Origin of the sequence: Haloferax sulfurifontis (assembly GCF_014635105.1) — an archaeon.
In the GTDB taxonomy this organism is placed as follows: domain Archaea; phylum Halobacteriota; class Halobacteria; order Halobacteriales; family Haloferacaceae; genus Haloferax; species Haloferax denitrificans.
In genome coordinates this window covers 1-23,561 of record NZ_BMCI01000006.1, presented here as the reverse complement: position 1 = coordinate 23,561, position 23,561 = coordinate 1, and the positions used below count along the sequence as shown (strand labels likewise).

The window sequence follows — 23,561 nt, the reverse complement described above, 5'->3', positions numbered from 1 at the left end:
GGCGCGCTCCGGCTCAGCGCGTGCCGTCTCGGTCGCGGCCGGTCGACGGAATCGCGCCGTCGTACTTGATGCGCTCGAAGACGGTTCGACAGCCGTTGCAGTAGTACTGGCTCTTCGAGACTTCGCCGCCGAATCTCGACTCTCGTTCGGTGTCGCCGGAGCCGCAGAACGGGCAGACGGCCTCTGGGGGGTTGCCGTCACCGTCGCCGTCGTCCGTGTCGGCTCCGCGGTCCGATGCGCCGCCGCTTCCGCCGCGGAACGACTCAGTGGAACTCATTCGATGACGTACTCCCTGTTCGTGACGCCCTGCAGTTGGTCGGCGACGCGCTGGTCGATGTGACCGTCGCCGCTCCGGCGTCGTTTCTCGTCCCACTCGTCGGGGTCCGGCACGTCGTCGGTCAGCGCGGGGACGGCGACGTCGGTCCCCGCGAACAGGTCCACGTAGTGCTCGCGGAACGCGCCGCGAATCTCGGCGACCGCGCGGTCGGTGAAGCCCGCCTCGACGAGCGGGTCCGCGCCCGCGCCGTGGGTCGCGGGACCGATGAACGCGAGGATGCCCGGGAAGTAGCGTTCGAGAGCGGCTTCGACCGCCTCGGGCTGGTCGACCGCCAGCGTCTCGAGGCGAGCGTCGTGGTGTTCGAGATGGAAGTACTCGTCTTCGCCCATCTTCTGGACCATGCCGGTGAAGTCCTCGTGTCGGATGGCGTCGAGCAGGAGCCACGCGGCCCGGTCGGAGAGGGCCACCTGAACCATGAACGTCGGCCACGCCTCGGCTTCCTCGTCCAGTGGTTGCGCGTTCGCGTACTCCGCCGGCTCGCGGTCGGTTTCGAGCCAGTCGCGGTCGACGCCCTGCTTTTCGAGCAGGCGGAACAGCTGTCGGACCTGCCCGATTTCGTCCTGACCGTTGGACGCGCCGGAGATGTCGTCTTCGAGGTTCGGACCCTTCAGCATCCACTCCCCGTAGCGCTGGCCGAGGAGCAACTTCGTGTCGGCGATGGCCTGCACGTAGTCGCGGGCGACCTCGGGCCAGCGGCTCTCGGCGTCTGCACTCATGCGACCCTCCGACTGCTGATGGGTTCTTCGTCGACTTCGAGCAGGTCCTCCTCGCGGACGACGCCCATGAAGTCCCAGTCTTCCTCGTCGTACGTTCGGTGGGCGTAGATTCGCGCGAGGCGGTCCGAGTCCGCCTGAACGGTTCCTGCGTGTATCATGTCGTCTCCGGATCTGTTGCGGGTGAATACGTGGTACTTCATAAGCCGATTCCTGCGTCTCGAAGTTCTTCTCGCGCGCGGTCGGTGAGCATGTCTTTCGACCAGACGGGGTCCCACGTCACCTCGATGGTGACGTCGGTGACGCCGCGGACGGTCCGAAGGACGGCGCGGACGTCGTCCTGAATCATGTCGTAGGCCGGACAGCCCATACAGGGGTAGGTCATCGTGACGGTGACCTCGCCGGCGTCGACCTCGATGTCGTAAATCATCGCCATGTCGACCAGACTGACCGGGATGTGCGGGTCGGGCACCTCGTCGACGGTCGCCCAGAGCTCCTGTTCGAACTCGTCGGCGTCCTCTTCGGGTCCGACGCTGAATCCGGCCGTTCCGATACCTGCGGTGTTCGCGCTCATACTACACTTCCACCTCTAACTTGCCGGACTGGAGCATGTTGACGTACTTCTCGTTGGCGGGGCCGCGCGAGCGCCATCGGTCGAGGACGTCGTCCCAGCCGATCGGCTCGTCGAAGCGCCACTCCTTGTTGTCGGCGTCGAACGCGACCGGCATGTCGTATTCGAGGACGTACTCCTCGGCCTCGTCGTCGAAGTGCGCGGGCACGTCGAGGTCCAGTTCGTTCGCGAGGGGAACGGTGTGGCTCATCCACTCCTGTCGGAGCTCGTCGTTGGTCTTCCCCTTGATGCGGTAGTCGAGTTGGTCGGTGTTGTGCTTCTTGCCGTCCGGCATGCCGAACCACTCGATTCCCATCGGGAACATCCAGTCGACCGCGTCCTGCACGCGCTGTTTCGTCTTCTCGGAGTTGTTGACCAGCCGGCGCATCCACGTTTCGCCGTGGCGGAGGTGGAACTGCTCTTCCTTTCCGACCTTCCGGAGCGCGCGTTTCCACGGGGCGTACGAGGTATTCGCCTCGATGTCGCTCAGGAGCACCATCCCGGCGCGGTCGAAGAGACCGTGCCCGCAGACGAGTTCCGCGAACGTCTCGAGGTGCTGGTCGAAGCCGTAGGTGTTGCGGAACTCGTGCGGCTCGCGCTCGTAGATGAGCTCTTCGCGGTCCTCGCCGAGGTCTTCGAGCAGTCGGTAGGCGATGTGACCGTGGCCGAGTTCGTCTTGGATGACGCTGATACACGACGCACGCGAGTCGAGCGTCGGCGCGTTCATCGACATCTCGTAGTACGCGGGCGCACTCATGAGTTCGGTGTCCGCCGAGACCTTGAGGGTCGCCTTCAACGCCTTCTTGTACCCCTCGGTCATCTCCGACTCGTCTTCGATCATCCGACCGTTCTGTAGCTGGTTCTTAAATTGTTTTTCCGTTGGCATGGCTTGTCTAATCGAACTCATCAAACAATTAGAGTCGAGCGTTATGAATGTTTCTCTGTCCCACCCCCGACGCTCGACGACGCGCCGGCCGTAATGTAACTCCACATATAGTTCGATACGAATATTTTAGGCAGTCGGGTCCAGTATCGGTTGTATGGGTATTCAGACACGTCACGCTGAAAACGAAGATGGAAGCGACATACTGGAGCTCTGGCACGGGTTCACGGACCACCTCTCGCGGTTCGACGACCGATACGGCCACAGCGACCAGGCCGACGAACGCTGGCTCCGCTACTTCGAGAACCAGCTCGTCGATTCGAAGTACGGCACCGTGCTCTTGGCCGAGGTCGACGGCGAGGACGACCCCGTCGGCGTCCTCGAAGCCCGCGTGATGGGCGACCATCCGATTTTTCGACTCGCGAACCACGGATACGTCCACGGCCTCTTCGTGCGCGAGGAACACCGCGGCGCAGGCGTCGCCGGCGAGTTACTCGACGCGGCGGCCGTGTGGTTCAAAGAAGAGCCGCGGGCGGTCGACTACTATCGAATCGACGTGTTAGCGGACGACGACACCGCCGCGAAGATGCTGGAGTCCCACGGGCTGGACCCCGTCGAACTCGTCTACGAAGAACGCCTCTAACATGGTCGAATACTACGAAGTCGAGTTCGTCGACGAAGGGCGCACCATCCAGGTTCCCGACGACCGGCCGGTGTTGGAGGCCGCCGAAGAGGTCGGAGTCGACCTCCCGTACCAGTGCCGAATGGGCGTCTGCGGCGTCTGTTCGGCCCTCCGGGTCGTCGAGGGCGAGGTCGACCAAGTGGAGGCGATGTTCCTCTCGGAGTCCGAAAAAGAGGAAGGCTACGTCCTGACCTGCGTCGCAAAAGCGCGGTCGGACCTGAAGCTTCGGTCGAACTGCGGCCCCTGAAACCCATTCTTTCGTCCGTTTTTGGCTGGCGATACCGACCTTCGAGCAGTCGCGTCTCGAACGCCACGACGAGATTACCGTCCCATCGAGTCCCCACCGTGGCGCTCGAACGACGGCAGTGTATACGTACCTGTATACAGTTCTAGACCGGGATTCATCACGGTCGTTCGAGAAAGTACCTCTGAGGGAGGTTACAACCATATGACTGTAATTGGTGGTGTTCCCGGTTCGGTCCGAAGCCGATTCGGTCGAACTCGGTGACGGTCTCTACGAGAAGACATTACAGCCATATGCCTGTAATATTTGGACGCCACAGCCGGCGTCACGCGGCGTGGCGCGTCAACCGACGATCCGTATACGGTTCTGTATACAGGCCGGCTGTGAACGCGGGGGTGCGCGTCGTTAAGTATTAATAGCCCGCTATGGAAATGACAGTCGATGTCAGACACCGACTTCGAGACCATCGACTGGTCGTTCGACGAGGAGACCGGACTGGGGCGTATCACGCTCGACCGCCCGAAGGCGATGAACGCGATTAACATCCAGATGCAACACGACCTCATCGACGCCTTCGACGCCTTCCAGGCGCTGGACGACGAGGCCGATGGCATCGCAGTCAGGGCCGTCATCGTGGATTCCGCGGGCGACAAGGCGTTCTGTTCGGGGTTAGACGTCGGCGAGATGAGCGACTTCTCGACGTACCACCAGAAAAAACGCGTCCCCGACCTCTTCTGTGAGATGTGTGCGGCCTTCGAAGAGTACGATGCGCCCGTCGTCGCCGCCGTCGACGGGCTCTGTCTCGGCGGCGGGTTCGAAATCGTGATGTCGTCGGACTTCCGGTTCGCCGTCGAGGCCGCCTCGTTCGGCCAGCCCGAAGTGAACTTCGGCGTCCTCCCCGGCGGTGCCGCGGCGCAACGGCTGACCACGATGGTCGGTGCCAGCCGAGCCAAGGAAATCACCATGACCGGCGACCGACTCAGCGCCGCCGAAGCCGCCGAGAGCGGTATCCTGACGGACGTCGTCGCCGACACCGACGAACTCGACGAACGCGTCGACGAGCTGGTGTCGAAGCTCGCGAGCAAACCGCCGCTCGCGGTCCGCTCTATCAAACAGGCGGTCAACATCACGCGCAACGTCGGCTACGACGCCGGCATCGAGTACGCCAGCCACGCGTGGCCCGCTCTCGCGCAGTCCGACGACTACGCGAAGGCGATCGACGCCTTCGGAAGCGACGAGCAACCGGAATTCGAGGGGAAGTAAAGCCGTGACGACCGACTCGCCGGACATCAGAGACAGCTTCGACTTCGAGGGGCGAACCGCCTGCGTGACCGGCGCCGCACAGGGCATCGGCGAGGCCGTCGCCGAGGCCTTCGCCGCCCTCGGAGCGAACGTCGTCGTCGCCGACATCGACGGCGCGGGCGCGGAGGCGGTCGCGGAGCGGGTCGCGGACGCGCACGGCGTCCGCGCGGTCGGCCTCGAAACCGACGTCTCGGAGTACGACGCGGCGGTGGCGATGGTCGAAGCGACCGTCGAGGAGTTCGGCTCGCTCGACGTCCTCGTCAACAACGCCGGGGTGGCGGGCGTCGAGAAGTTCCTCGACTCGGAGCCGGCCGACTGGGACGAGAAGCTCGGCGTCTCGCTGTACGGGACGCTCAACTGCACGCACGCGGCGCTCCCCGGGATGGTCGAGCGCGGCGACGGCGTCGTCGTCAACTACGCGAGTTCGTCCTACCGGGGGAACGACCCCGGACTGGCGGTGTACGGCGCGGCGAAGGCCGCGAACCGCTCGTTTACGAAGACGATGTCCAAGGAGGTCGGCGGGTCCGGCGTCCGCGTCAACTGCGTCTGTCCGGGCACCGTCGAGACGCCGTCCACCAAGGCGTTCGTCGAGAAGTACCGCGAGAAACTGGGACAGTCGTACGCGCTCGAACGGGTCGGCCGCCCCCAAGAGGTCGCCAACGCGGTGGTGTTCCTCGCCAGCGACGCCGCGAGCTGGATCACCGGCGAGACGGTTCACGTCGACGGCGGCTACGTCCGGCGGTAGTCGTTCGACTTCGACCGAATTCTCCCGGGGCGAAACCGCCCCGACGACTCACCGTCCCACCGTCAGATCGTCCGATTCTCAGGCTTCCTGCCGCTGGCGCTCGCGTTCCCGGAGCTTCACGCGCTGAATCTTACCGGTCTCGGTCCGCGGAAGCTCGTCGACGTACTCGACGCGACGCGGATACTTGTACGGCGCGAGCGTGTTCTTGACGTGGTTCTGGAGCGACTCGGTCAGCTCGTCGCTCGCGTCGAATCCGTCTGCGAGGATAACGAAGGCCTTGACCACCTGGCCGCGTTCCTCGTCGGGCGCGCCGACGACGGCGACCTCGGACACCTCGTCGAGCTCTTGTAGCACTGCCTCGACTTCCGGGCCGGGGATGTTGTAGCCGCTGGAGATGATGAGGTCGTCCTCTCGGGCCTTGTATTCGAGGCGGCCGTCCTCGCGGTGGATGTAGATGTCGCCGGGGAGGCTCCAGCCGTCGACGAGCGCGTTCTCCTGTTTCTCCGGGCGGTTCCAGTACGAGATGCCGGTCGGCCCGCGAACCGCGAGCAGACCCGCCTCGCCGCGCGGAAGCTCCTCGCCGGTGTCGGGGTCGATGACCTTACACTCGTAGCCGGGGACCGGGTAGCCCGTCGCTCCGGGGTCGATGTCCTGGCCCTCCCGGTGGCTCACGAAGATGTGGAGCATCTCCGTGGTGCCGATACCGTCGTAAATCTCCACGCCGTAGCTGTCTTTGAACTTGTTGAACGTGCTCGGCGTCAGGGGTTCGCCGGCGCTGATTGCCATCCGGAGCGACGAGGTGTCGTACTCCTCGGGACCGTCGGGGTACTTCTGAAGAATCTGGTTGTACGCGGTCGGTATCGAGCAGATAATCGTGATTCCGTGGTCTTCGACGGCCTGAAGCAGATCGCCGGGAGACGCGTTCTCGACGAGGCTCGTGGTCGCGCCGAACCGGAGCGGCATCGTCACCAAGTCGCCGTAGCCGTAGGCGAAGGGGAGCGGCGGATTCCCGCCGAACACGTCGTCTTCGGTGGGGTTGAGACAGTACCGGGCGTAGCTGTCCGCGGTCGCCAGCACCTGTCTGTGCGTGTGTGTCGCCCCCTTGGGTTCGCCCGTCGTCCCGGAGGTGTAGAGCATGAGCGCGAGGTCGTCGCGGGTCGTCTGGTGGGCGTCGAGGTCGTCGTCGGTTCCGGCAGTCAGCTCGTCGTAGTCCGTGTGGTCGTGTTCGACGCCGTTTCGCTCGACGACGACGACGTTCTCGACCGTGTCGGTCCGCGGGAGCGCCTCGTCGATTTCGTCGAGAAGCGCGTCGTAGACGACGACCGTCGAGGCCTCGGCGTTGTTGATGATGTGGACGAGCTCGGCCGCGCGGAGCAGTTTCATCGAGGGGAGCGCCACCGCACCGATCTTCTGGGCGGCGAGACAGGAGACGATTGCCTCGGGGCGGTTCGTGAACCGAACGACCACGCGGTCACCGGGCTCGACGCCCAGATTCACGAGGCCGTTCCCGAGGCGGTTGACCTGTCGTTGCAGTTCGGCGTACGTCATCTCCTCGTCTTCGAACCGGATGGCGACGTTGTCCCCTCGACCCTCCGAAACGTGACGGTCGACCAGTTCGGTAACTACGTTGACGTGCTCCGGGTAGTGGAGCTCCGGTAGCGCGTGAACGAGGTTCGGTCCCACGTCTGGTAGGTACGACTCGGGTATCTTCTCTTGCATGGGCTGGCTGTATAATCAATATTAATCACGAAATATCTTGCGGTGTGTTCAGTAATAACCACCTGTATGCTGAGGGGACCCGCCGTCGGAGCGATTGACGCGAAGATACCGACGAACGGCACAGCGACGGGTGATTTCGCTAGCCTTCGAAGGGAGCCTGCATCTCGGGAGTGAACGTCGTGGGGTTCCCCGCTCGGTCGAAACACCCGTACTCGGTGACGCCGGATATCCGAACGGTTCCCTCGGTTCGGAACGCGTGTTCGACTCGAATCGCGTCGTCGTCGACCGCCCGAACGTCGCTTTCGACCGCGAGTTCCGAGTTGAATCGGACGGGCGATTTGAACTCCCAGTGCCAGTCGCGGATGCGGTACGGCTGTCGGTCGCCCGATATCGCGGCCAGGCTCACTCCGTCCGCCGCGAGAAACGACTCCAGCGCGACGTCGGCGAACCGCGGGTACTCCTCGAAGTACGCGAGCTCGGACGACTCGATGTGCGGCGCGTTCACGCTGAACGACTCCTCGAACGTGGGATACCGATTCGGGTCGCTCTCGGGGTCGTCACCGGGACCGACGTCGACCGTCCGGTCGACCCGGTGGTCGGCCAGCGTTTGTTTGACGTCTGCCGGGAGCGAGAGCGCACCCCCTTCCGGGGCAATCGTCACGTGGGTCATCCGGGCCGTCGAGAGCGGTTCGCCGTCGCCGTCGGTCGTCTCGTAGACCAGTTCCAGACTGGAGTCGCCGACGTGAGTCGCCTCGACGTCGACCGAGACCGTTTCGCCGAAGGCGGGATACCGATACACGGTCGTATCGACGCCGACGGGCGCGTAGGGGATCGCCCCGTCGGAGACCAAGTCCTCGAACGAGTAGCCGACCTCGCGGGCGAACACCTGCGTCGATATCAGTTGCCAGTCGAAGAACTTCGCGCCGTGGACGAGCGGGCCGGCCATCTCGCCGAAGCGAAGTTGGTGGCCGTCAATGACACGCATAGAGTGTCATTTACTATCGTTCTATAATACGGTTCAGATGTCGGCAAGGACGTGGCGTATCACCGGGGCGCGTCGGTCGGCCGCTTCAGGAAGATGTTCGTCGCCCGCCAGTAGATGACCTCGTCGGCGGCCTCGTTCGTCGCTTCGACTTCGGTCGTGATGTAGCCTCTGTCGTCTCGACTGCTCGACTCGGTTTTTTCGAGCGTTTGGGCCTCCACGCGGATGGTGTCGCCCGGATAGACGGGCGTCTTCCAGCGGAGTTCGTCGAGTCCGAACGACCCCAGCGTCGCCGTCTCTGCGAGGAATCCGTCTACCAGCAAGCGCATGCACGACCCCGCGGTGTGCCAGCCGCTGGCGATGATGCCGCCGTACATCGTCTCCTCTGCGACCTCCGGGTCGGCGTGAATCGGCTGTGGGTCGTAGCGCTCGGCGAATCGCAGGAGTTCGGTTCGGTCGGCCGTGTAGGTGCCGAGGTCGAGAACCTCTCCGACCGGGATGTCTTCGTAGTAGCGTTGTGACATCGAACAGTAAGTCGCGCAAACGAAGTAATAAGTGCTCGTGTCCGACTCCCCGCTCTCTCGCGGGCGCGCGATCAGACCGCGGCTCGCGCGCGTCCCGAACACGGGAACCTGTCCACCATCATCGACCGACACACATCTACCGCGTCTCCCGCCAAACCCACCGTTCGCTGGCAAGCGACCGCAGAGGTGTCAGCCAGTCTAGGCGGACGACAACACACCACAAAGTTATTTAACCCCACTAATCGATGATGACATTCATGGTCGGGAAAAACCCAATTCGCAGACGGAACTTCGTGAAACTGAGCGGTGTTGCGGGCGTCGGACTGCTGGCGGGATGTGCCGGTGGTGGGTCCGGCACGGAATCTGGGTCGGGAACCACCGAGAGCGAAACCGGAGGCGGCGGGACGACGGGACAGACCGACAGCTCCGGAGGCGGCTCCGGCGAGCCCATCGTCATCGGCTCGCTCCAGCCGCTTTCGGGGTCGTTCACCCCGTGGGGGAACGCCCACCGCGCCGGGCTCGCGTTCGCGGTCCAGGAAGTCAACGAGGCCGGCGGCGTCCTGGGCCGGCAGTTGGAAATCGTCGAGTCGGACACACAGAGCGACGCCGGACAGGCGGACACCATCTTCCGCCGGTTCGTCGAACAGGAGAACGCGGTGGCGACGGTCGGTCCCGTCTCGTCAGACGTCGGTATCCGAACCGCACGCACCGCACAGGAACTCGAAGTCCCGATGCTCCTCCACATGTCCGGGACGAACCAGGCAATCACCCCGGAGACGACCTACACGTTCCGAGTCGGGTTGCTTCCGGCGGCCACGACGATGCAGGCCCAGGCGAGTCTCGTCGCCGAGGCCGGCTACTCGAACGTCGGCGCAATCATCGGTGACTACGCGTGGGGCCGCTCCGTCGAGGCGGGGATTCAACAGCACTTCGACGTGGACGTGAACGTGCAGGCCGCGCCGGTCGGCGCGAGCGACTTCAGGTCGTTCATCCGGAGATATCCGCAGGACCTCGAGATGATGGTCGCGACGGGCCACCCGCCGGGGTCGCTCAGCATCGCGGGCCAGCTGAACGAACTCGGCTACTCGCCGGAGGTCGTCACCGGCCCGAGCTTCCCGCCGGGTGTCATCGCGGGCGCGCTCGGCGACCTCGCCTTCGAAGGCGGGTTCACTCACGTCCACAACACCGACGTGTACAGCGACGAGTTCGCGGAGGTGGCGCGGCGCTTCGGCGAGGCGACGGGGAACCAGTTCGACACCCACACCGCGTACGGCTACGTCTCGGGGAAGATGCTGGCACAGGCCATCGAAGACGCCGGGTCGGCGGACTCGACGGCCATCGCCGACGCCATTCGGAACATCAAGTTCGACACCCTGTTCGCGAACCCCATCGAGTACACGGAGAACGGCGAGCTGAAAAACCAGGTGCAGATATACAGCCAACTGACGTCGGAAGCGCCGTCGTACTTCCCCGAGGGGAACTTCGGCTTCGAAGAGCAGTTCCGGACCGACGCACTGCCCGCACTCCCCGCCGACCAATGATGGCGCGATTCGGTCGGGGTACCGCCGTCGCCCGATTCGCCGCTCGGAGCGGAGCGACGACGACTCGGGACGGGAGGTGTCCCGTATGGTGACGGCGAGCACGCTCCTCGGCGTCGCCATGGACGGCCTCGCCTTCGGCGTGTTCCTCGCCCTGCTCGGCGTGGGCATCACCCTCGTGTTCGGACTCGGCGAGGTTCTCAACCTCGCTATCGGCACGTTCGCCGTCCTCGCGGTGCTCGTCGCGACGCTCGTCGTCAACAGCGGGATGGGGCTCGTCGTCGCCGGCGCGGTCGCGCTCGTCGCGGTCGCGCTGTTCGGACTGGTCGTCGACCGGACGATTCTCTCGCTCGTCTACCGGTCGGACGGCGAGGAACGCATCCTCCTCGGCATCTTCACGACGCTCGGGTTGACCGTCTTCCTCGACGGCGTCCTCATCAACTACTTCCCGTCGCGGTACACGCTCCCGTTAGACGTGGGCACCGTCTCCGTCGGCGGCGCGGCGCTCACCGGGAGTTCGCTCATCATCGTCGCCATCGGCACCGTCGTCCTCGCGGTCCTGTTCGGGTTCTTACGCGGCACGTTCCTGGGGAAGGCCACCCGGACCGTGTTTCAGGACGAACGCGGCGCGCGTCTCGTCGGGGTCAACCCGCGGCGCATTCGGACGCTCATCTTCGTCCTCTCGGCCGCGGTGGCCGGGCTCGGCGGGCTGGTGTTCGCCGCCGGCTCCGCGGTCGCGGTGTCGAACGGGTTCGAGTTCACGACGTTCGCGCTCATCATCTCCATCGTCGGCGGCGTCCGGAGTCTCGTCGGCGCGATTAGCGCCGGCGTCTTCCTCGGGCTCGTCAACCAGTTCGCCAACTTCTTCGTCGGGTCGTACGTCGCGACCATCATCCTGTTCGCGACCGCCATTGTCGTGCTCCTCGCCCGACCGGAGGCGATATCATGAGCTCCAGACCGTCGCTCGGCACCGAGGTGCGAAACGTCGCCATCGTGGCGGTCGTGTTCGCGCTCGCACCGCTCGCGGTCCTCGGGAGCAGTTACTACGAGAGCGTCCTCGCCCACCTCCTGCTCATCGCGCTGTTCGCGGTCGCGCTCAACATCGTCTTCGGACACACGGACCAACTGTTCCTGTTCATGGGCGGGCTGGCGGGGTTCGGCGCCTACACGACGGCGATTTTGGCCGACGCGTTGGCCATCTCCGCGTGGGTCACGCTCCCCGTGGCGGCGCTGGCGTGCGGCCTCGTCGGCCTCCTCGTCAGTTACGTCTCCGCCAAACGCAACTTCACCGTCGTCCTCATCTCCATTCTCACGCTGAACCTCCAACTCGTGTTCAGCGAGATATTCGTCGGCGCGCGGGGCATCACCGGCGGGTCGACCGGATTCCCGTACGAGTACTTCGGCCTCGAGGTCGTCGCCGACGCGGTCGGCATCGAGACGAAGCTCGTGCTCTACTACCTCGTGTTGCTCCTGCTCGTGGCGACGCTCGGGTTTTACCTCCGGCTCGTCCACTCGAAGTACGGCATCGCGTTCGACGCCATCAGGGAAGACGAGGTCGCGGCCGAATCCATCGGCATCGACGTCGTCCGGTACAAGACCATCGCGGGGTTCGTCGCCGCGTTCCTCATCGGCTTGGTCGGCGCGTTCTTCGCCCGCGAGTCGGGGTACATCCTCCCGGGTGGCTTCACCTTCATCGCCGTCGACGTCATCGTCCTCATCGTCCTCGTCGTCGGCGGCCTGCGGACCACGATGGGGCCCATCGTCGGCGCGACCATCATCGTCGGTATCGAGGAGTTCCTGAGTTCGGCCCAGAGCCTCCAGACGTGGCGGTCCGCCATCTTCGGCGCGCTCCTCATCGTGCTGTTCCTCTACTTCCGACAGGGCGTCGTTCGCTCCGCCCGAGACGTGCTGAGCGACCTCGGTCTCACTGACGAACCTGAGGGGGGTGGCACGGACGTCGAAAGCCGCTGACTCGGTTCGTTCGGATTCGGATTCCTTCCTGTCTTCATTCTAACGCGGGCCGTCGGTTCTCACACCACTACAGCGACGGCTCACCTCTCCAACGACCGAGAGTGACAGCCCGACAGCCCGCAGAAAAGCGACCGTCCCGTGAGAACCAGAACCGCGTCGGCGCTACACGTCAGCGCTACAGGTACGCCTCTTTGATGTGGTCGGACTCCAAGAGCGACGGTCCCGTGTCTTCCGTGATTATCTCGCCGTTCTCCAGGAGGTACGCCCGGTCGGCCAGCCCCAGCGCCTTGTGGACGTGCTGTTCGACGAGGAGCACGGTCACGTTATCGCTGATTTCCTCGATTTTCTCGAACACCCGGTTCGTTATCTTCGGCGCGAGCCCCTCCGAGGGTTCGTCGAGCGCCAGAATCTTCGGCCTCGCCATCAGTCCGCGACCGATAGCGAGCATCTGCTGTTGGCCCCCGCTCATCGAGGCCGCACGTTGGTCCTGTCGCTCTTCGAGAATCGGGAAGAGCTCGAACACCTCCTGCATCGTCTCGTCGAGCGACCCCCGCTGGGTGTACGCGCCCATCTCAAGGTTCTCGCGGACGCTCATGTCGCCGAACAGGTTCCGCTCCTCGGAGACGTGGACGAACCCGCGCTTGACGATATCGGAGGGCTCCAGGCCCGCCACGTCGTCGCCCCACGCGGTCACGCGGCCGTCGTCGACCGGGTGGAGACCCGACATGACCCGAAGGAGCGTCGATTTCCCCGCGCCGTTCGGCCCGACGATGGACACGACGCGGTCGTCTTCGGAGACGGTGAACGACAGGTCCCACAGCACCTGAATGTTGCCGTAGGACACGTCAATCTCGTCGACTTCGATCATGCTTCGTCCCCCAGGTAGGCCTCGACGACGGCCTGATTGTCCCTGATTTCGGCGGGCGTCCCCTCCGCGAGCTTCCGCCCGCTGTTCAGGACGATAATGCGGTCTGCGACGCCCATGATGGCGTCCATGATGTGTTCAATCCAGAAGACGGAGATACCGCGTTCGTCGCGGAGTCGCCGTATCGTGTCGGTGAGGTCGGCAATCTCGCCGGGCGTGAGCCCGCTCGCGATTTCGTCTAAGAGCAGTAAGTTCGGCCGAGAGGCGAGCGCGCGCGCCAGTTCAAGTTGCTTTTTCTGCGCGATTGGGAGGTTGCCGGTCGTCAGCTCCGCTTTCTCCGTGAGGCCGATGAACGCCAGCGCGTCGTGGGCGCGTTCTTCGGCCTCTTCCTGTGAAATCGACTCGTCGGTGCCGAACAGCGCCCCCGTCATCACGTTCTCGAAGACGGTCATCTCGTCGAAGACGCGGACGATTTGGAACGTCCGAACCAGGCCCCGCCGTGCGATGTCGTGGGTCTCCAGCGCCACGATGTCGGTCCCGTCGAACGTGACTTGCGACCCGTTTTCCGGCTGGAGAACGCCCGTGATGCTGTTGAACAACGTGGTCTTGCCGGCCCCGTTCGGACCGATGAGCCCGACGATTTCCCCGGAGCCGATTTCGAAGTTCACATCGTCGACCGCGACTAATCCACCGAATTCCTTGCGGAGATCGGCCACTGTTAACATAGTTCATTAAGATTGGGCAACCGTTATAACGTTTTCTCGTGCGCGCGGAACCGCCAACGACCACAAGACGAGTCGGTGACCGGTCTCGTGACGAGCGGTCAGTTGAACGCGACGTGCGACCCGGTCAGTACGCCGTCGGACCACCCGTCCGACGACGGGGATGACTGCGCTGACCACAACGTATATGCCAGTCGTATCGTGATATCATATTATCTATGACGAACGATGACACGGAATCATCAGTGTTAGTCGCGGGAGCCGGCCCCGTCGGCATGACCACGGCGCTCGCGCTACACGCCCGCGGGGTGCCCGTCACGATTGTCGAAGCGGAGTCCGAAGACCGCGACCGCTCGGGGAGTCGGGCGATTTACGTGCACGGTGCGACGCTCCGAACCCTCGAACGCGTGCATCCCGGACTCGGGACGGACCTCGTCGAGGAGGGCCTCGTCTGGCCGACTCGGCGGACGCTCTATCACGGCAGGGAGGTGTTCTCGCGGACGTACGACAGCCCCGGCGGGTCGGGCGACATCCCTCATTTCACGAGCATTCCGCAGGTGACGACCGAGGCGTACATGCACGAGGCGCTCGCCGAAGCCGGCATCGACATCCACTGGGACGCGGCGGTCGAGACCGTCGAATCGAGTCCCGACGGCGTCCGCGTCGAGACGGCGGACGGACAGACGTGGGAGACGCCGTATCTCGTCGGAGCCGACGGCGGGGGGTCGACCGTCCGGTCGGAAATCGGCGCACAGTTCGAAGGCGACCAGTCGGAGAACTCCTTTATCATCGCCGACGTCGACGAGGTCGAAGACGACCCGCTTCCGTTCGAACGGCTGTTTCACTACGCTGACCCGGCCGTCGGCGACCGGAACGTCCTCCTCGTCCCGTTTACCGGCGGCTGGCGGCTCGACATCCAGTGCATCGAGGGAGACGACCCCGAAGAGCTCACCAGCGACGAGCGGATGCGGGAATTCGTCGCGGCGGTCATGGGTGAGAAGTACGCGGACAACATCGAGTGGGTGTCCACCTATCGGTTCCTGCAGGTGATGGCCGACAGCTTCGTCGACGAGCATCGCCGCGTTCTCTTGGTGGGCGAGGCGGCGCACCTGCTCGCACCGTTCGGCGCGCGGGGAATGAACTCCGGGGTCGCCGACGCGGACGAGGCGGCGTCCGCTATCGCGGTCGGCTACCGGGCGCACAGCGACGCAGTCGCCCGCGACGAGGTGGAGCTGTTCGCCGCTCGCCGCGAGAAGGCGGCGGAGTACAACCTCGACGCCGCGGGTCAGGCCCTCGACTATCTGCAGGGTGACGACCCGGTGACGGTGCTCCGAAAAGAGGCCGCGGCGTCGCTCGCCGCGTACTTCGAGCCGGCCGGCGAGTATCTCGACGACGCGCCGTACGGTCCCCACACGCCGCCGCCGATTGTCACGACCGGGAACTACTGACTGGACAGCGACTCGTCGAGCCCGAGTTGTTCTGCGACCCAGTGGTCGCGGACCGCGAACACCATCTCCTTTTCGTCGTCGAACACCGTCGTCTCGGCGACGAACTCGTCCCACGTCCCGTCCGGAACCAACGACAGGTCGTCGGCGGTGGTCGCGTCCGACGGACTGGCCTCGACCATCTCGTCGAAGCTGTCGAAGTCGGTGTGGGCGGTCATGAACGCCGCATCGAACAGTTCCTGAATCGGAATCTCGTCGCGGTCCTGTACGATGTCCTCCGCATCGGGGAGGTCGTCTGCGGCCTCGGCAGTCGCTTCAAGGTCGGATTCGAACGACATACCGAACGCTCGTTCCAGAGGTACCTAAAACCACCCGCTCGTGCGTGTTCGCGCGAGTGTGGTGGCCCGAAGTGCGGGTCTGGTTCGACAACCCGAGACCGACATCTGGTTTCGAGGTCGGTCGTCCGCGCGAGGTGTCCCGCGTAGCGGTTCGTCGTTGCGAACACATTCAAATGACATTTCGCCACGTACGATTGGCAGACTGTACAACTGTCCGGTCGCGGAGGGATACTTTCAGGGGCAGGTCAGCGCGCTCTGGGCACCGATGATGGCCGCCACGACACCGACGCGGATTCCGATGGTCGTGCCGTTCGTCTCGGTGCAACAGTACGACGTCCGCGGGTTCGTCCTCAACGGCCTGAAGGGGGTAGTCTTCCCCTCCCTCGGTCCGCGGAATCGGGCGTGAACTCACGCATCTTTTTGTAGTCGCCTCGACCTTATTCGTGGCAGACATGAACGACATCACCGTCTACGAGGGCGTCACCTACGCGGAGCGTCCCGAGGGAGCGATGAAGCTCGACCTCTACGTGCCGGAGCGCGAGGACCCGCCGCTCGTCGTCTACGTCCACGGCGGCGGATGGGTAGCGGAGACGCGCGCGAACGTCCCGACGCCGGAGCGGTACCCCGCCGAGTGGGACTGCGCTATCGCCAGCGTCAGTTACCGGCTCCAAGAGGTCCCCGCCGGGTCGAGTCTCGAAGGATGTACGACCCGTCGAATCCGACGCCAAGAGGGAGTTTCCCCGACCACATCCCCGACGACGAGGTCCAAAAGAACGTCAAAGACTACGTCGGCACGATGGACGCGCTCGCGCCCGAAGACATCGCGCGGACGATCACGTTCGTCGTCACCCAGCCCGCGCGCGTCGATATCAACGAAGTTCTCATCCGTCCCCTCGACCAGGTCCAGCCCTAATCGGCTTCGAACAGCTCCCCCTCGGGGCCGCGTTTCGACGGCTCGGCGACACTGCGGGGATGCTCGACACGCCCGGACGTCTCTTTTCTCGGGCCTGAATAGAGCCTCCGTTCGGTTCGAACGCGTCGTCGACCGGCCACGTTAATCGCCCGCGGAGGTCCATCACGCCGCGTGTTCGACGAGCGAAGTGAGACTTCCGGAACCGGGGCTGGAATCGACTACCAAAACAGAAACAATACCAGTATCTACCCACACAGATGTACGATATTACACAGATCTCTCTGTAATTCAGTGACTTTCGAGTCCCGAACGGAGGGCGGTCGAGGGTGGCGACGACGTCACGGCGGTCGAAGCCAACAGCATCGATGGCGCGTCCGCGGACGAAGCGGCGGTCCGGTCCGACGTGGTCGGTCCACCGACAGAGTAGTATCTGAACTGTTATATTAGTATTGTGTGTTTAAAGCAATAATATCTGAGCAGAGTTATCTCCATCAAAAGATACGCTCGATACGAAAAACACAGGTAGAATCACTCTCTCACCGAATTTTCTGAGCTCTCGTCTGTCAAGAGTCGTGTCGCTCGTCGGTGACAGTGATAGGCACTCTGTCGCGGTCGAGAGCGTCCCGATCAGACAGAATCGTCCGATATTCGACCGTGGGGCGGCTTATTCCCCAAGATATCACGAAGCGTTAGCCCCCCGGTTCGCGTGTATGGAACGTCAGTCGATGGTTCGTAGAACGAATTAGGTATACAATACTATATAAAATATATCAGAATGATGTCGTTGAAGGGCGCGCAGAGTGCCGGACGAACTACGGTCGCGGAAGTGGCACCCCGAGAGTACCGCGGGGATTATACCAGCGCGCGCAATCCGATGACGAGTGAGCGATTCCAACGAGACCGAACCCGAGATAGCGTGGACCGCGGACGTGAGCGGACTGCGGGGTCTCCCGATGCGAATCGCGTTCAACGGCGTCGACTTCGGCCGCGTGTTGTGGTGGAGCGTGTTCGCCGTTGCTCCCCTCGCGTTGTTGATTTTCGGGGCGCTCGCCGGTGACCGCGACCCGTTCGTGTACAGTATGTACTGTGCGGTGATACTGACGGCGGTCCTCCAGAGTTCGGAGCGGTTCGTCCGCACGAGCGTCACGGTCGACGGGGACGCCGGTGAGCTCGAAAGCACCTACCACATGGGCGACCCCTCGCTGTTTCGGAGCGACGAGGACGTGACCACGTCGCTCGCGGACGTCGAAGCCGCCAGGTTCGTGACGCTCGGCAACCGGACTGCGGCCCGGTTGTACTACGAGAAGTCGTTCGTCAACAAGCCCTCGATGTTTCTCGTTCCGGACGGGGTCGAATCCCGGTTCCGCGAAACGCTCCGACGACACGACGTGTCGATTCGGTCGGATTCGACGCCGAAATCGGCCGACTGGGTGTGGGTTCGGTTCGCCGTGACCGCGCTCTTTTTCGGTGCGATTCCGCTCGGCACGGTCGTCGTCTGGCCCGCCGGTTCGGTTCCCTTCCTGCTGGCCGTGTTCGGGCACGCCGCCTTCGTACTGCGGCAGGGCTGGTGACGCCGTGGGTCGTTCAGAGTCGGTCGAGTCGGGGGCGGTCTCAGGGCAGAAGCGACAGCAAATCGAGGAGCACCTGTTTCACCCGCTCGTTGGAGACCGCGTAGCCGACCGCGAACATGAGACTGACCACGCCCCCGACGGCCACCGACGCGGGGACGCCAGCGTCGGCCGGGCCGAACACGTAGACCACTCCCGCCGCGACGATGCCGCTCAGCACGACGAACAGCCAGCTTTGCCGTGGCGTCAACCGACTCGTCTCCATGTCGACTACCCTGTCGGTTGTCACGAACAAAACCGTTGTCACTGAGCGGTCGATGCGGAACCGGACCCTCGCCATCTCGTGAGTTCCGCCGACTCGCGGCCGGGCATTCGGCAACGGTCCCGATTCCCGAGCCCAGTGACACCGATGTCACCTGCTTTCGGTCACGTCGCCGAGAAGGTATATAGATTCGACGCGTAGGTGCGTGCGTAATGAAAGTCGGCTCCGAGACGAAGCTCTACAAGGCGGAGCGAACCGACGTCTCCCAGAATCAGGGGAAGTTCCGGACCCACTTCAACTTCCCCGGGCGCGCCCTCCCGGACCACGCGGACCACGGCTACGGCCCGCTCGCGACCATCGTCGAGTCGTTCATGGACCCCGACACCCACATCGCGATGCACCCCCACCGCGACGAGGAAATCATCTCGTGGGTGCCAGCCGGCGTGATGCGCCACGGCGACCAAGACGGCAACGACCTCGTCACCGACGCCGACCACCTGATGGTGATGAACGCGGGCGAGACGTTCTGGCACGAGGAGTTCACCCGCGCTGACGACTCGCCGCTCCGCATGCTCCAGATGTTCGTCCGGCCCCACAGCCTCGGGCTGGAGCCGAACGTCCAACACGAACCCATCGACGCCCCCGTCGAGGGCGAGTGGCGGCATCTGTTCGGCCCCGAGGAGTCCGACGCGCCGCTTTTCGTCCGCAACGAAGTGGACCTCTTCGACCTCCGCCTCGACGCCGGGTCGAGCGCCGACCTCCCCGAAATCGAGGGTCGAGACGCGTACTTCTACGTGTTCGACGGCGCGGTCGAGGCCGCGGGCACGCGCTTCGGGAAGACCGAAAGCGGCCTGCTCGTCGACGACGTCGGACTGACGCTCACCGCCGACGAGGACGCCACCGTCGTCGCCTTCCTCGTCGACCCCGACGCGCCCGTCACTCGACAGGGGACTATCAGTCGCTGACGCGGCATCGCCGCCACCGACACGTCTCCGCCGCCGAACCGTCCCCGCCACACCCGCCCATCGTGCAAACCGACTCACCCAACTCGATGCTCACAGACACCGCCGGAATCCACCACGTCACGGGAATCGTCCGCGACGCGCAGGCGAACGTCGACTTCTACGCGACGACGCTCGGCCTGCGCCTCGTCAAGCAGACGGTGAACTTCAACGAGAAGTTCACGCGCCACCTGTTTTACGGCGACGAGACGGGGTCGCCCGGGACGGCCCTGACGTTCTTCCCGTACCCCGCCGAGGAGCCAGGGCGGCCCGGCACGCCGCAGATTCGGACCGCGTCGCTGGTGATTCCCCCCGAGGCCGTCGACTACTGGGCGGACCGCCTCACCGACCGAGGTGTCGAAGTCGACGGCCCGGTCGAGCGCTTCGACGAGACCGTTCTCCGGTTTTCGGACCCCGACGGGACCGACCTCGAACTCGTCACCGGCGAGACGTCGGTCGACCCGTGGGCCGACGGCCCGGTCCCCGCAGAGCGCGCGATTCGCGGCATCCACGGCGTCACGCTCCACTCGACGAACCCCTTCGTGACCGCCAGCGTGCTCGACACGCTCGGGTTCGACCTCGTCGCACAGGAGGGCGACCGGGTCCGTTACCGAGCGCCGGGCGACCGGGCGACCGTCGTCGACCTCCTCGACCGGGACGGCGAGTTCGGCCGCGAGGGCACGGGGAGCATCCACCACGTCGCGGTCCGGGTCGAGGATGAAGCCCAGTTGTACGAGTGGCACGACCTGTTCCGCGAGCGCGGCTACGACGTGTCGCGGGTGAAAGACAGACACGTCTTTCACTCGCTGTACGTCCGCGAACCCGGCGGTATCCTGTTCGAACTGGCGACCGACGGTCCCGGGCTCACCTTCGACGTGGACGTGGAAACGCTCGGGGAGTCGCTGTACCTGCCGCCGTGGCTGGAGGAGGACCGCGAGATGATACAGAGCCAACTGCGTCCGCTGGACCTGCCGGCAGGCGGCGAGAATGGGAACGGGGACGAAGAGAGCGAAGCCGACGAAAGAAGCGGGGCCGACGGGCCGAACTGATGTCTCCCCGCCCGACCACGCCCCGTTCCGCGACCGACCCCCACGAGGGACAGGAGATTGCGACCGCCGGGGCGCCGCCGCAGGTCGCCGACGCGGCCGTCGTCGTGCTCCACGGCCGCGGGTCGAAGGCGCGGCACGCCCTCACGCTCGTCGACGAGTTCCTCCACCGCGGCGTGATGTACCTCGCGCCGCAGGCCGCCGGGAGTTCGTGGTATCCGGCCCCGGCCGCCGGTCCCATCGACCGAAACGAGCCGTGGCTCTCCTCGGCGCTCGGCCGGGTGTCGGCCGCACTCGACATCGCCGCCGACGCCGGGATTCCGCCCGAGCGAGTCGTCTGCTTCGGGTTCTCGCAGGGCGCGTGCCTCGCCGCCGAGTTCGCGGTTCGGAACCCCCGGCGGTACGGCGGCCTCGTCGCGCTCTCGGGGAGCCTCCTCGGACCCGACATCGGAAGTCGAATCCGCGGCGGCGACGGCGACCGTGACGACGACCGCGACAGCGACCACGACCGCGACGGTTACGTCGGCGACGCCGACCTCGACGGCACGCCGGTCTTCTTCGGAAGCGGCCGCGACGACCCCCGCGTGGACCCCGACCGCGTCGAGGCGTCGGCCCGAGCCTTCTCGGCGCTCGGGGCCGACGCGACGAGTCGGCTGTACGAGGGACTTGGCCACGCTATCAACGACGACGAAATCCGGGTTATCGACTCGTTCATCGAGCGACTCGACTGACCGGACAGACGGGTCTCGGGGGGTCGGCGAAGAAAAAACGAGCGTGCGTGGTCGCGGTCGAGCCGCGACCGGGTGCGTGGATTAGACCTCGTCGACGAGGGAGCCGAAGGTTGACTCGGCGTCGGCGGGCACGTCGAAGTCGTGGTAGTGTTCGCCCTTCTCGTTCGAGAGGATGTTGAGGGCGGCGGCCGCGCCGTCGCCGGCGGAGATGACGGCCTGCCACTCCTCGGCGCGGACCATCGCGCCCGTGGCGTAGGCGCCCTCGACGCTCGTCTCCATCGTCACGTCCACGTCGACGAGGTCGTCGTCGAACGCACAGCCAAGCGCCTCGGCGAGATCGCGGTTCGCGCCCGTGGCGAGCACGACGTAGTCGGCCTCGTACTCGTCGTCGTCGGTCGTGACCACGAACCCGTCGTCGCTCTCGCTCACGTCGGTGACTTCCTCGCCCTGATGGCGTTCCGCGGCGAAATGATCGACCTGCGTGCGGAGCGTCTCCATGAAGTCCGTACCGTCGATGGAGCCGATTCCGGGGTAGTTGAACAGATGCGCCTTGTGCATCCACGTCTTGTCGGTGTCGAAGACCGTCGTGGAGAGCCCGTTCTTCGCGGTGAAGAGGGCGGTTGTCAGACCAGCGGGACCGCCGCCGATGACGATTACGTCTGCCATGTTCCATGTACTAGCGCACTCGATAAAGAACCTCGGCAAAGCGGATATTTTGTATTCCTCTGGATTACGTGCGGCCGTGGGGTACGACGCTCGGCGCGCCCCGCGGCGTCGCCTCGCCGCAGTCGATTCCGGATTCCCCTCGCTCTTAGTGTCTCGGTTCGTGTGCCTCGGCTATGGACCGCGACCGACTCCTCGCCGCCGCTCCCCTCCTCGCGGCGGGCATCTGGGGTGGAATGTACGTCGTCAGCAAGTGGGGATTCCGGTCGATTCCGCCGCTGACGCTCGCCTTCCTGCGCGTCGCGCTCGGCGCGGGCGTCCTCTACGTCGCCGTGCGAGCGACGACGCCCGCCCGGTCGTTCGACCGCGGCGAGTGGCGGCGCTTCGCCGCGCTCGCCGTCTGGCTGACCGCGGCGCTTTCGACCCAGTTCGTGGGCACCGACCTGACGAACGCGAGTCAGGGCTCGCTGTTGACCGTCCTGACGCCGGTGTTCATGCTCGCGCTGGGGGTGACGGCGCTCGGCGAACCCCTCACGCGCCGGAAGTCGGTCGGGACGGCGCTGGCGACGGTCGGCACGCTCGTCGTCCTCTCGGGGCAGTACGACGTGACCGCACTCGCCGGCGGGAACCCCTCCGGCGCCGCGTTGCTCCTGTTGTCGTCGCTCTGTTTCGCCGCCTTTTCGGTGTTCGCGAAGCCGCTCATCCGGCGGTACTCGGCGCTCGAAACCGCGACCTACGCGACGGTGCTGTCGGTGCCCCTGTTCGGGGCGCTGGTCCCGGTGGAGTTCTATCTCGACCCGGCGGCGTTCGACTCGATTTCGCCCTCGCTTCCGGTCGTGGGCGCGGTGCTCTACCTCGGTCTCCTGAGCACCGCGGCCGCGTGGTACTGCTGGTACAAAGGCATGGAGTACGCGGACGCGAGCGCCGTCGGCGTCTTCTTTTTCGCCCAGCCGGTCGTCGGCATCCTGCTCGGCGCCGTCGTCTTGAGCGAGCCGGTCGGCCTCGAACTCCTCGGCGGGGGCGCTGTTCTCGCTGTCGGCGTCTTCCTCGTGAACGCCGACTGACGTGGTGGGCGTCGTCGCGTCGACCGGGCCCGGAACCGACCGACGTGACGGCGTTCGACGTCTACTCCTCCAGTTTCGACTCGGCGAACGAGACGGCGAACTGGTCGCGCATCTCGCGGCGGAGCATCTCGCTCATCACCTCGTAGACGACCGGCTGTGGATATTCCTCCAGTAGCGAGGCGAGTTCGACGGCGCATTCGGACTTCAGCGCGGCGAATTCGGCGGTCCACGGTGGGGTGCTCATAACCCGAACATTCGCTTCCGAGTAGTTATGAACTTTGATTGAAACAAAGTGCGTTTTCGAGCGCGCCCGGTCACGCCCGGTCGCACCGCTCGCCGGGAGATACGTCGGACGTTCGGCAGAAGGGTGCCGGTCTGGCGGGATGAACTCACCCCGCCGGATACCCTCGGTCGGGCACCCGTTCACGGTAACCTGTGGTGGTCGCGCGGGAAGCGCGCCGGGTCGGCGATGCGGCGTTACTCGAAGAGTTCGACGGCCTGCTCGTAGCGAGCGGCGGGTTCGTCCCAGTCGACGACTTCGAAGAACGCAGAGACGAAGTCGCCGCGGGCCGGGCCGTAGTCGTGGTAGTACGAGTGCTCCCAGACGTCTAGCGCGAGAATCGGGTGACTACCCCAGAGCGCGCCCTGGTCGTGCTTGTCGACGACGACGTTCCGAAGCTGGTTCGAGAACGA

The 23,561-nt window shown here is 65.0% G+C and carries 29 protein-coding genes and 3 pseudogenes; 16 read left to right on the top strand and 16 right to left on the bottom strand.

Annotated features, from left to right (window positions below):
• Positions 1–13 precede the first annotated feature (13 nt).
• From IEV64_RS15560 to IEV64_RS15540, 5 genes are read right to left on the bottom strand one after another with little or no spacing between them, the layout of a single operon-like run.
• Positions 14–277 carry a PaaD-like zinc ribbon domain-containing protein gene (locus tag IEV64_RS15560; RefSeq protein ID WP_188424351.1) on the bottom strand — a complete coding sequence of 88 codons (264 nt, stop codon included), beginning with the start codon at positions 275–277 and terminating at the stop codon, positions 14–16.
• Complete coding sequence (locus IEV64_RS15555) at positions 274–1,053, bottom strand: Phenylacetic acid catabolic protein (RefSeq protein ID WP_007276347.1); 780 nt, start codon at positions 1,051–1,053, stop codon at positions 274–276. Before IEV64_RS15555 ends, IEV64_RS15560 begins: the two co-directional genes overlap by 4 nt.
• Positions 1,050–1,211 carry a phenylacetic acid degradation PaaB family protein gene (locus IEV64_RS15550; RefSeq protein WP_229722690.1) on the bottom strand — a complete coding sequence of 54 codons (162 nt, stop codon included), beginning with the start codon at positions 1,209–1,211 and terminating at the stop codon, positions 1,050–1,052. The genes IEV64_RS15555 and IEV64_RS15550 overlap by 4 nt, the downstream gene beginning before the upstream one ends.
• A gap of 38 nt (positions 1,212–1,249) precedes the next feature.
• Positions 1,250–1,624 (bottom strand): metal-sulfur cluster assembly factor, encoded by a 375-nt coding sequence (locus IEV64_RS15545; RefSeq protein WP_007276345.1) that lies wholly within the window; start codon positions 1,622–1,624, stop codon positions 1,250–1,252.
• Between the two features lies 1 nt (position 1,625).
• Positions 1,626–2,501 (bottom strand): Phenylacetic acid catabolic protein, encoded by an 876-nt coding sequence (locus IEV64_RS15540; RefSeq protein WP_007276344.1) that lies wholly within the window; start codon positions 2,499–2,501, stop codon positions 1,626–1,628.
• 199 nt (positions 2,502–2,700) lie between these two features.
• Between IEV64_RS15540 and IEV64_RS15535 the strand changes: the two genes are divergently transcribed.
• From IEV64_RS15535 to IEV64_RS15520, 4 genes are all read left to right on the top strand, one after another.
• Positions 2,701–3,186 (top strand): GNAT family N-acetyltransferase, encoded by a 486-nt coding sequence (locus IEV64_RS15535; protein ID WP_007276343.1) that lies wholly within the window; start codon positions 2,701–2,703, stop codon positions 3,184–3,186.
• Position 3,187: 1 nt separating this feature from the next.
• Positions 3,188–3,472 carry a 2Fe-2S iron-sulfur cluster-binding protein gene (locus tag IEV64_RS15530; protein WP_007276342.1) on the top strand — a complete coding sequence of 95 codons (285 nt, stop codon included), beginning with the start codon at positions 3,188–3,190 and terminating at the stop codon, positions 3,470–3,472.
• A gap of 438 nt (positions 3,473–3,910) precedes the next feature.
• On the top strand, positions 3,911–4,732 hold the full coding sequence (locus IEV64_RS15525; protein ID WP_188424350.1) for an enoyl-CoA hydratase/isomerase family protein: 822 nt from the start codon (positions 3,911–3,913) through the stop codon (positions 4,730–4,732).
• A 4-nt stretch (positions 4,733–4,736) separates the two neighbouring features.
• A complete protein-coding gene (locus IEV64_RS15520; RefSeq protein WP_007276340.1) occupies positions 4,737–5,516 on the top strand; it encodes an SDR family NAD(P)-dependent oxidoreductase in 780 nt (259 codons plus the stop codon).
• Between the two features lie 78 nt (positions 5,517–5,594).
• On the opposite strand, the gene IEV64_RS15515 is transcribed toward IEV64_RS15520, so the two are convergent.
• The 3 genes from IEV64_RS15515 to IEV64_RS15505 form a co-directional block, all read right to left on the bottom strand.
• Positions 5,595–7,235, bottom strand: a complete 1,641-nt coding sequence (locus IEV64_RS15515) for an acetate--CoA ligase (protein WP_188424349.1) — start codon at positions 7,233–7,235, stop codon at positions 5,595–5,597.
• Between the two features lie 139 nt (positions 7,236–7,374).
• On the bottom strand, positions 7,375–8,220 hold the full coding sequence (locus IEV64_RS15510) for a thioesterase family protein (RefSeq protein ID WP_007276338.1): 846 nt from the start codon (positions 8,218–8,220) through the stop codon (positions 7,375–7,377).
• A gap of 59 nt (positions 8,221–8,279) precedes the next feature.
• Positions 8,280–8,741 (bottom strand): MaoC family dehydratase, encoded by a 462-nt coding sequence (locus IEV64_RS15505; protein ID WP_007276337.1) that lies wholly within the window; start codon positions 8,739–8,741, stop codon positions 8,280–8,282.
• Between the two features lie 257 nt (positions 8,742–8,998).
• Here IEV64_RS15505 and IEV64_RS15500 point away from each other — a divergent pair, with 257 nt between their 5' ends.
• From IEV64_RS15500 to IEV64_RS15490, 3 genes are all read left to right on the top strand, one after another.
• A complete protein-coding gene (locus IEV64_RS15500; protein WP_188424348.1) occupies positions 8,999–10,282 on the top strand; it encodes an ABC transporter substrate-binding protein in 1,284 nt (427 codons plus the stop codon).
• Positions 10,283–10,367: 85 nt separating this feature from the next.
• Positions 10,368–11,228, top strand: a complete 861-nt coding sequence (locus tag IEV64_RS15495; RefSeq protein ID WP_007276335.1) for a branched-chain amino acid ABC transporter permease — start codon at positions 10,368–10,370, stop codon at positions 11,226–11,228.
• Positions 11,225–12,250 (top strand): branched-chain amino acid ABC transporter permease, encoded by a 1,026-nt coding sequence (locus IEV64_RS15490; protein WP_007276334.1) that lies wholly within the window; start codon positions 11,225–11,227, stop codon positions 12,248–12,250. Before IEV64_RS15495 ends, IEV64_RS15490 begins: the two co-directional genes overlap by 4 nt.
• A 175-nt stretch (positions 12,251–12,425) precedes the next feature.
• Here IEV64_RS15490 and IEV64_RS15485 read toward each other — a convergent pair whose 3' ends face one another.
• A complete protein-coding gene (locus IEV64_RS15485; protein WP_004967914.1) occupies positions 12,426–13,118 on the bottom strand; it encodes an ABC transporter ATP-binding protein in 693 nt (230 codons plus the stop codon).
• On the bottom strand, positions 13,115–13,840 hold the full coding sequence (locus IEV64_RS15480; RefSeq protein ID WP_083874953.1) for an ABC transporter ATP-binding protein: 726 nt from the start codon (positions 13,838–13,840) through the stop codon (positions 13,115–13,117). The genes IEV64_RS15485 and IEV64_RS15480 overlap by 4 nt, the downstream gene beginning before the upstream one ends.
• A 215-nt stretch (positions 13,841–14,055) precedes the next feature.
• On the opposite strand from IEV64_RS15480, the gene IEV64_RS15475 reads away from it, so the two are divergent.
• A complete protein-coding gene (locus IEV64_RS15475) occupies positions 14,056–15,285 on the top strand; it encodes an FAD-dependent monooxygenase (protein WP_188424347.1) in 1,230 nt (409 codons plus the stop codon).
• Here IEV64_RS15475 and IEV64_RS15470 read toward each other — a convergent pair.
• The gene (locus IEV64_RS15470; RefSeq protein ID WP_188424346.1) at positions 15,279–15,620 is read right to left on the bottom strand and encodes a hypothetical protein; all 342 of its coding nucleotides are present in this window, start codon (positions 15,618–15,620) and stop codon (positions 15,279–15,281) included. The genes IEV64_RS15475 and IEV64_RS15470 overlap by 7 nt on opposite strands.
• 268 nt (positions 15,621–15,888) lie before the next feature.
• Here IEV64_RS15470 and IEV64_RS15465 point away from each other — a divergent pair, with 268 nt between their 5' ends.
• Positions 15,889–16,026: a hypothetical protein gene (locus IEV64_RS15465; protein WP_161618828.1), complete on the top strand. Its 138-nt coding sequence runs from the start codon at positions 15,889–15,891 to the stop codon at positions 16,024–16,026.
• Positions 16,027–16,057: 31 nt separating this feature from the next.
• Here IEV64_RS15465 and IEV64_RS20000 read toward each other — a convergent pair whose 3' ends face one another.
• Positions 16,058–16,189: a hypothetical protein gene (locus IEV64_RS20000; protein WP_268237545.1), complete on the bottom strand. Its 132-nt coding sequence runs from the start codon at positions 16,187–16,189 to the stop codon at positions 16,058–16,060.
• Between IEV64_RS20000 and IEV64_RS20130 the strand changes: the two are divergent.
• The 3 genes and pseudogenes from IEV64_RS20130 to IEV64_RS15450 form a co-directional block, all read left to right on the top strand.
• Positions 16,130–16,377 (top strand): annotated as a pseudogene (locus tag IEV64_RS20130) (alpha/beta hydrolase); the annotation flags it as partial. The gene IEV64_RS20000 and the pseudogene IEV64_RS20130 sit on opposite strands and share 60 nt — an antisense overlap.
• Positions 16,363–16,533: pseudogene (locus tag IEV64_RS15455) on the top strand (oxidoreductase); the annotation flags it as partial. The pseudogenes IEV64_RS20130 and IEV64_RS15455, both read left to right, overlap by 15 nt.
• 881 nt (positions 16,534–17,414) lie before the next feature.
• Positions 17,415–18,104, top strand: a complete 690-nt coding sequence (locus IEV64_RS15450; protein WP_229722686.1) for a hypothetical protein — start codon at positions 17,415–17,417, stop codon at positions 18,102–18,104.
• Positions 18,105–18,144: 40 nt separating this feature from the next.
• Here IEV64_RS15450 and IEV64_RS15445 read toward each other — a convergent pair whose 3' ends face one another.
• Positions 18,145–18,366 carry a hypothetical protein gene (locus tag IEV64_RS15445; RefSeq protein ID WP_007276329.1) on the bottom strand — a complete coding sequence of 74 codons (222 nt, stop codon included), beginning with the start codon at positions 18,364–18,366 and terminating at the stop codon, positions 18,145–18,147.
• Positions 18,367–18,575: 209 nt separating this feature from the next.
• Here IEV64_RS15445 and IEV64_RS15440 point away from each other — a divergent pair, with 209 nt between their 5' ends.
• From IEV64_RS15440 to IEV64_RS15430, 3 genes are all read left to right on the top strand, one after another.
• Positions 18,576–19,328, top strand: coding sequence for a pirin family protein (locus IEV64_RS15440; RefSeq protein ID WP_188424345.1), 753 nt, complete (start codon positions 18,576–18,578; stop codon positions 19,326–19,328).
• Between the two features lie 86 nt (positions 19,329–19,414).
• Complete coding sequence (locus tag IEV64_RS15435; protein WP_188424344.1) at positions 19,415–20,413, top strand: ring-cleaving dioxygenase; 999 nt, start codon at positions 19,415–19,417, stop codon at positions 20,411–20,413.
• A complete protein-coding gene (locus IEV64_RS15430; protein ID WP_007276326.1) occupies positions 20,413–21,141 on the top strand; it encodes an alpha/beta hydrolase in 729 nt (242 codons plus the stop codon). The genes IEV64_RS15435 and IEV64_RS15430 overlap by 1 nt, the downstream gene beginning before the upstream one ends.
• Positions 21,142–21,222: 81 nt before the next feature.
• Here IEV64_RS15430 and IEV64_RS15425 read toward each other — a convergent pair whose 3' ends face one another.
• Entirely contained in the window at positions 21,223–21,807 is a 585-nt protein-coding gene (locus IEV64_RS15425) for an NAD(P)/FAD-dependent oxidoreductase (RefSeq protein ID WP_188424343.1), read from the bottom strand.
• A 173-nt stretch (positions 21,808–21,980) separates the two neighbouring features.
• Between IEV64_RS15425 and IEV64_RS15420 the strand changes: the two genes are divergently transcribed.
• Positions 21,981–22,868 carry a DMT family transporter gene (locus IEV64_RS15420; protein WP_188424342.1) on the top strand — a complete coding sequence of 296 codons (888 nt, stop codon included), beginning with the start codon at positions 21,981–21,983 and terminating at the stop codon, positions 22,866–22,868.
• Between the two features lie 61 nt (positions 22,869–22,929).
• On the opposite strand, the gene IEV64_RS15415 is transcribed toward IEV64_RS15420, so the two are convergent.
• Together IEV64_RS15415 and sod are read right to left on the bottom strand one after the other, a co-directional pair.
• Positions 22,930–23,112 (bottom strand): hypothetical protein, encoded by a 183-nt coding sequence (locus tag IEV64_RS15415; RefSeq protein WP_188424341.1) that lies wholly within the window; start codon positions 23,110–23,112, stop codon positions 22,930–22,932.
• A 233-nt stretch (positions 23,113–23,345) separates the two neighbouring features.
• A pseudogene (sod, locus tag IEV64_RS15410) lies at positions 23,346–23,561 on the bottom strand (superoxide dismutase [Mn]); the annotation flags it as partial.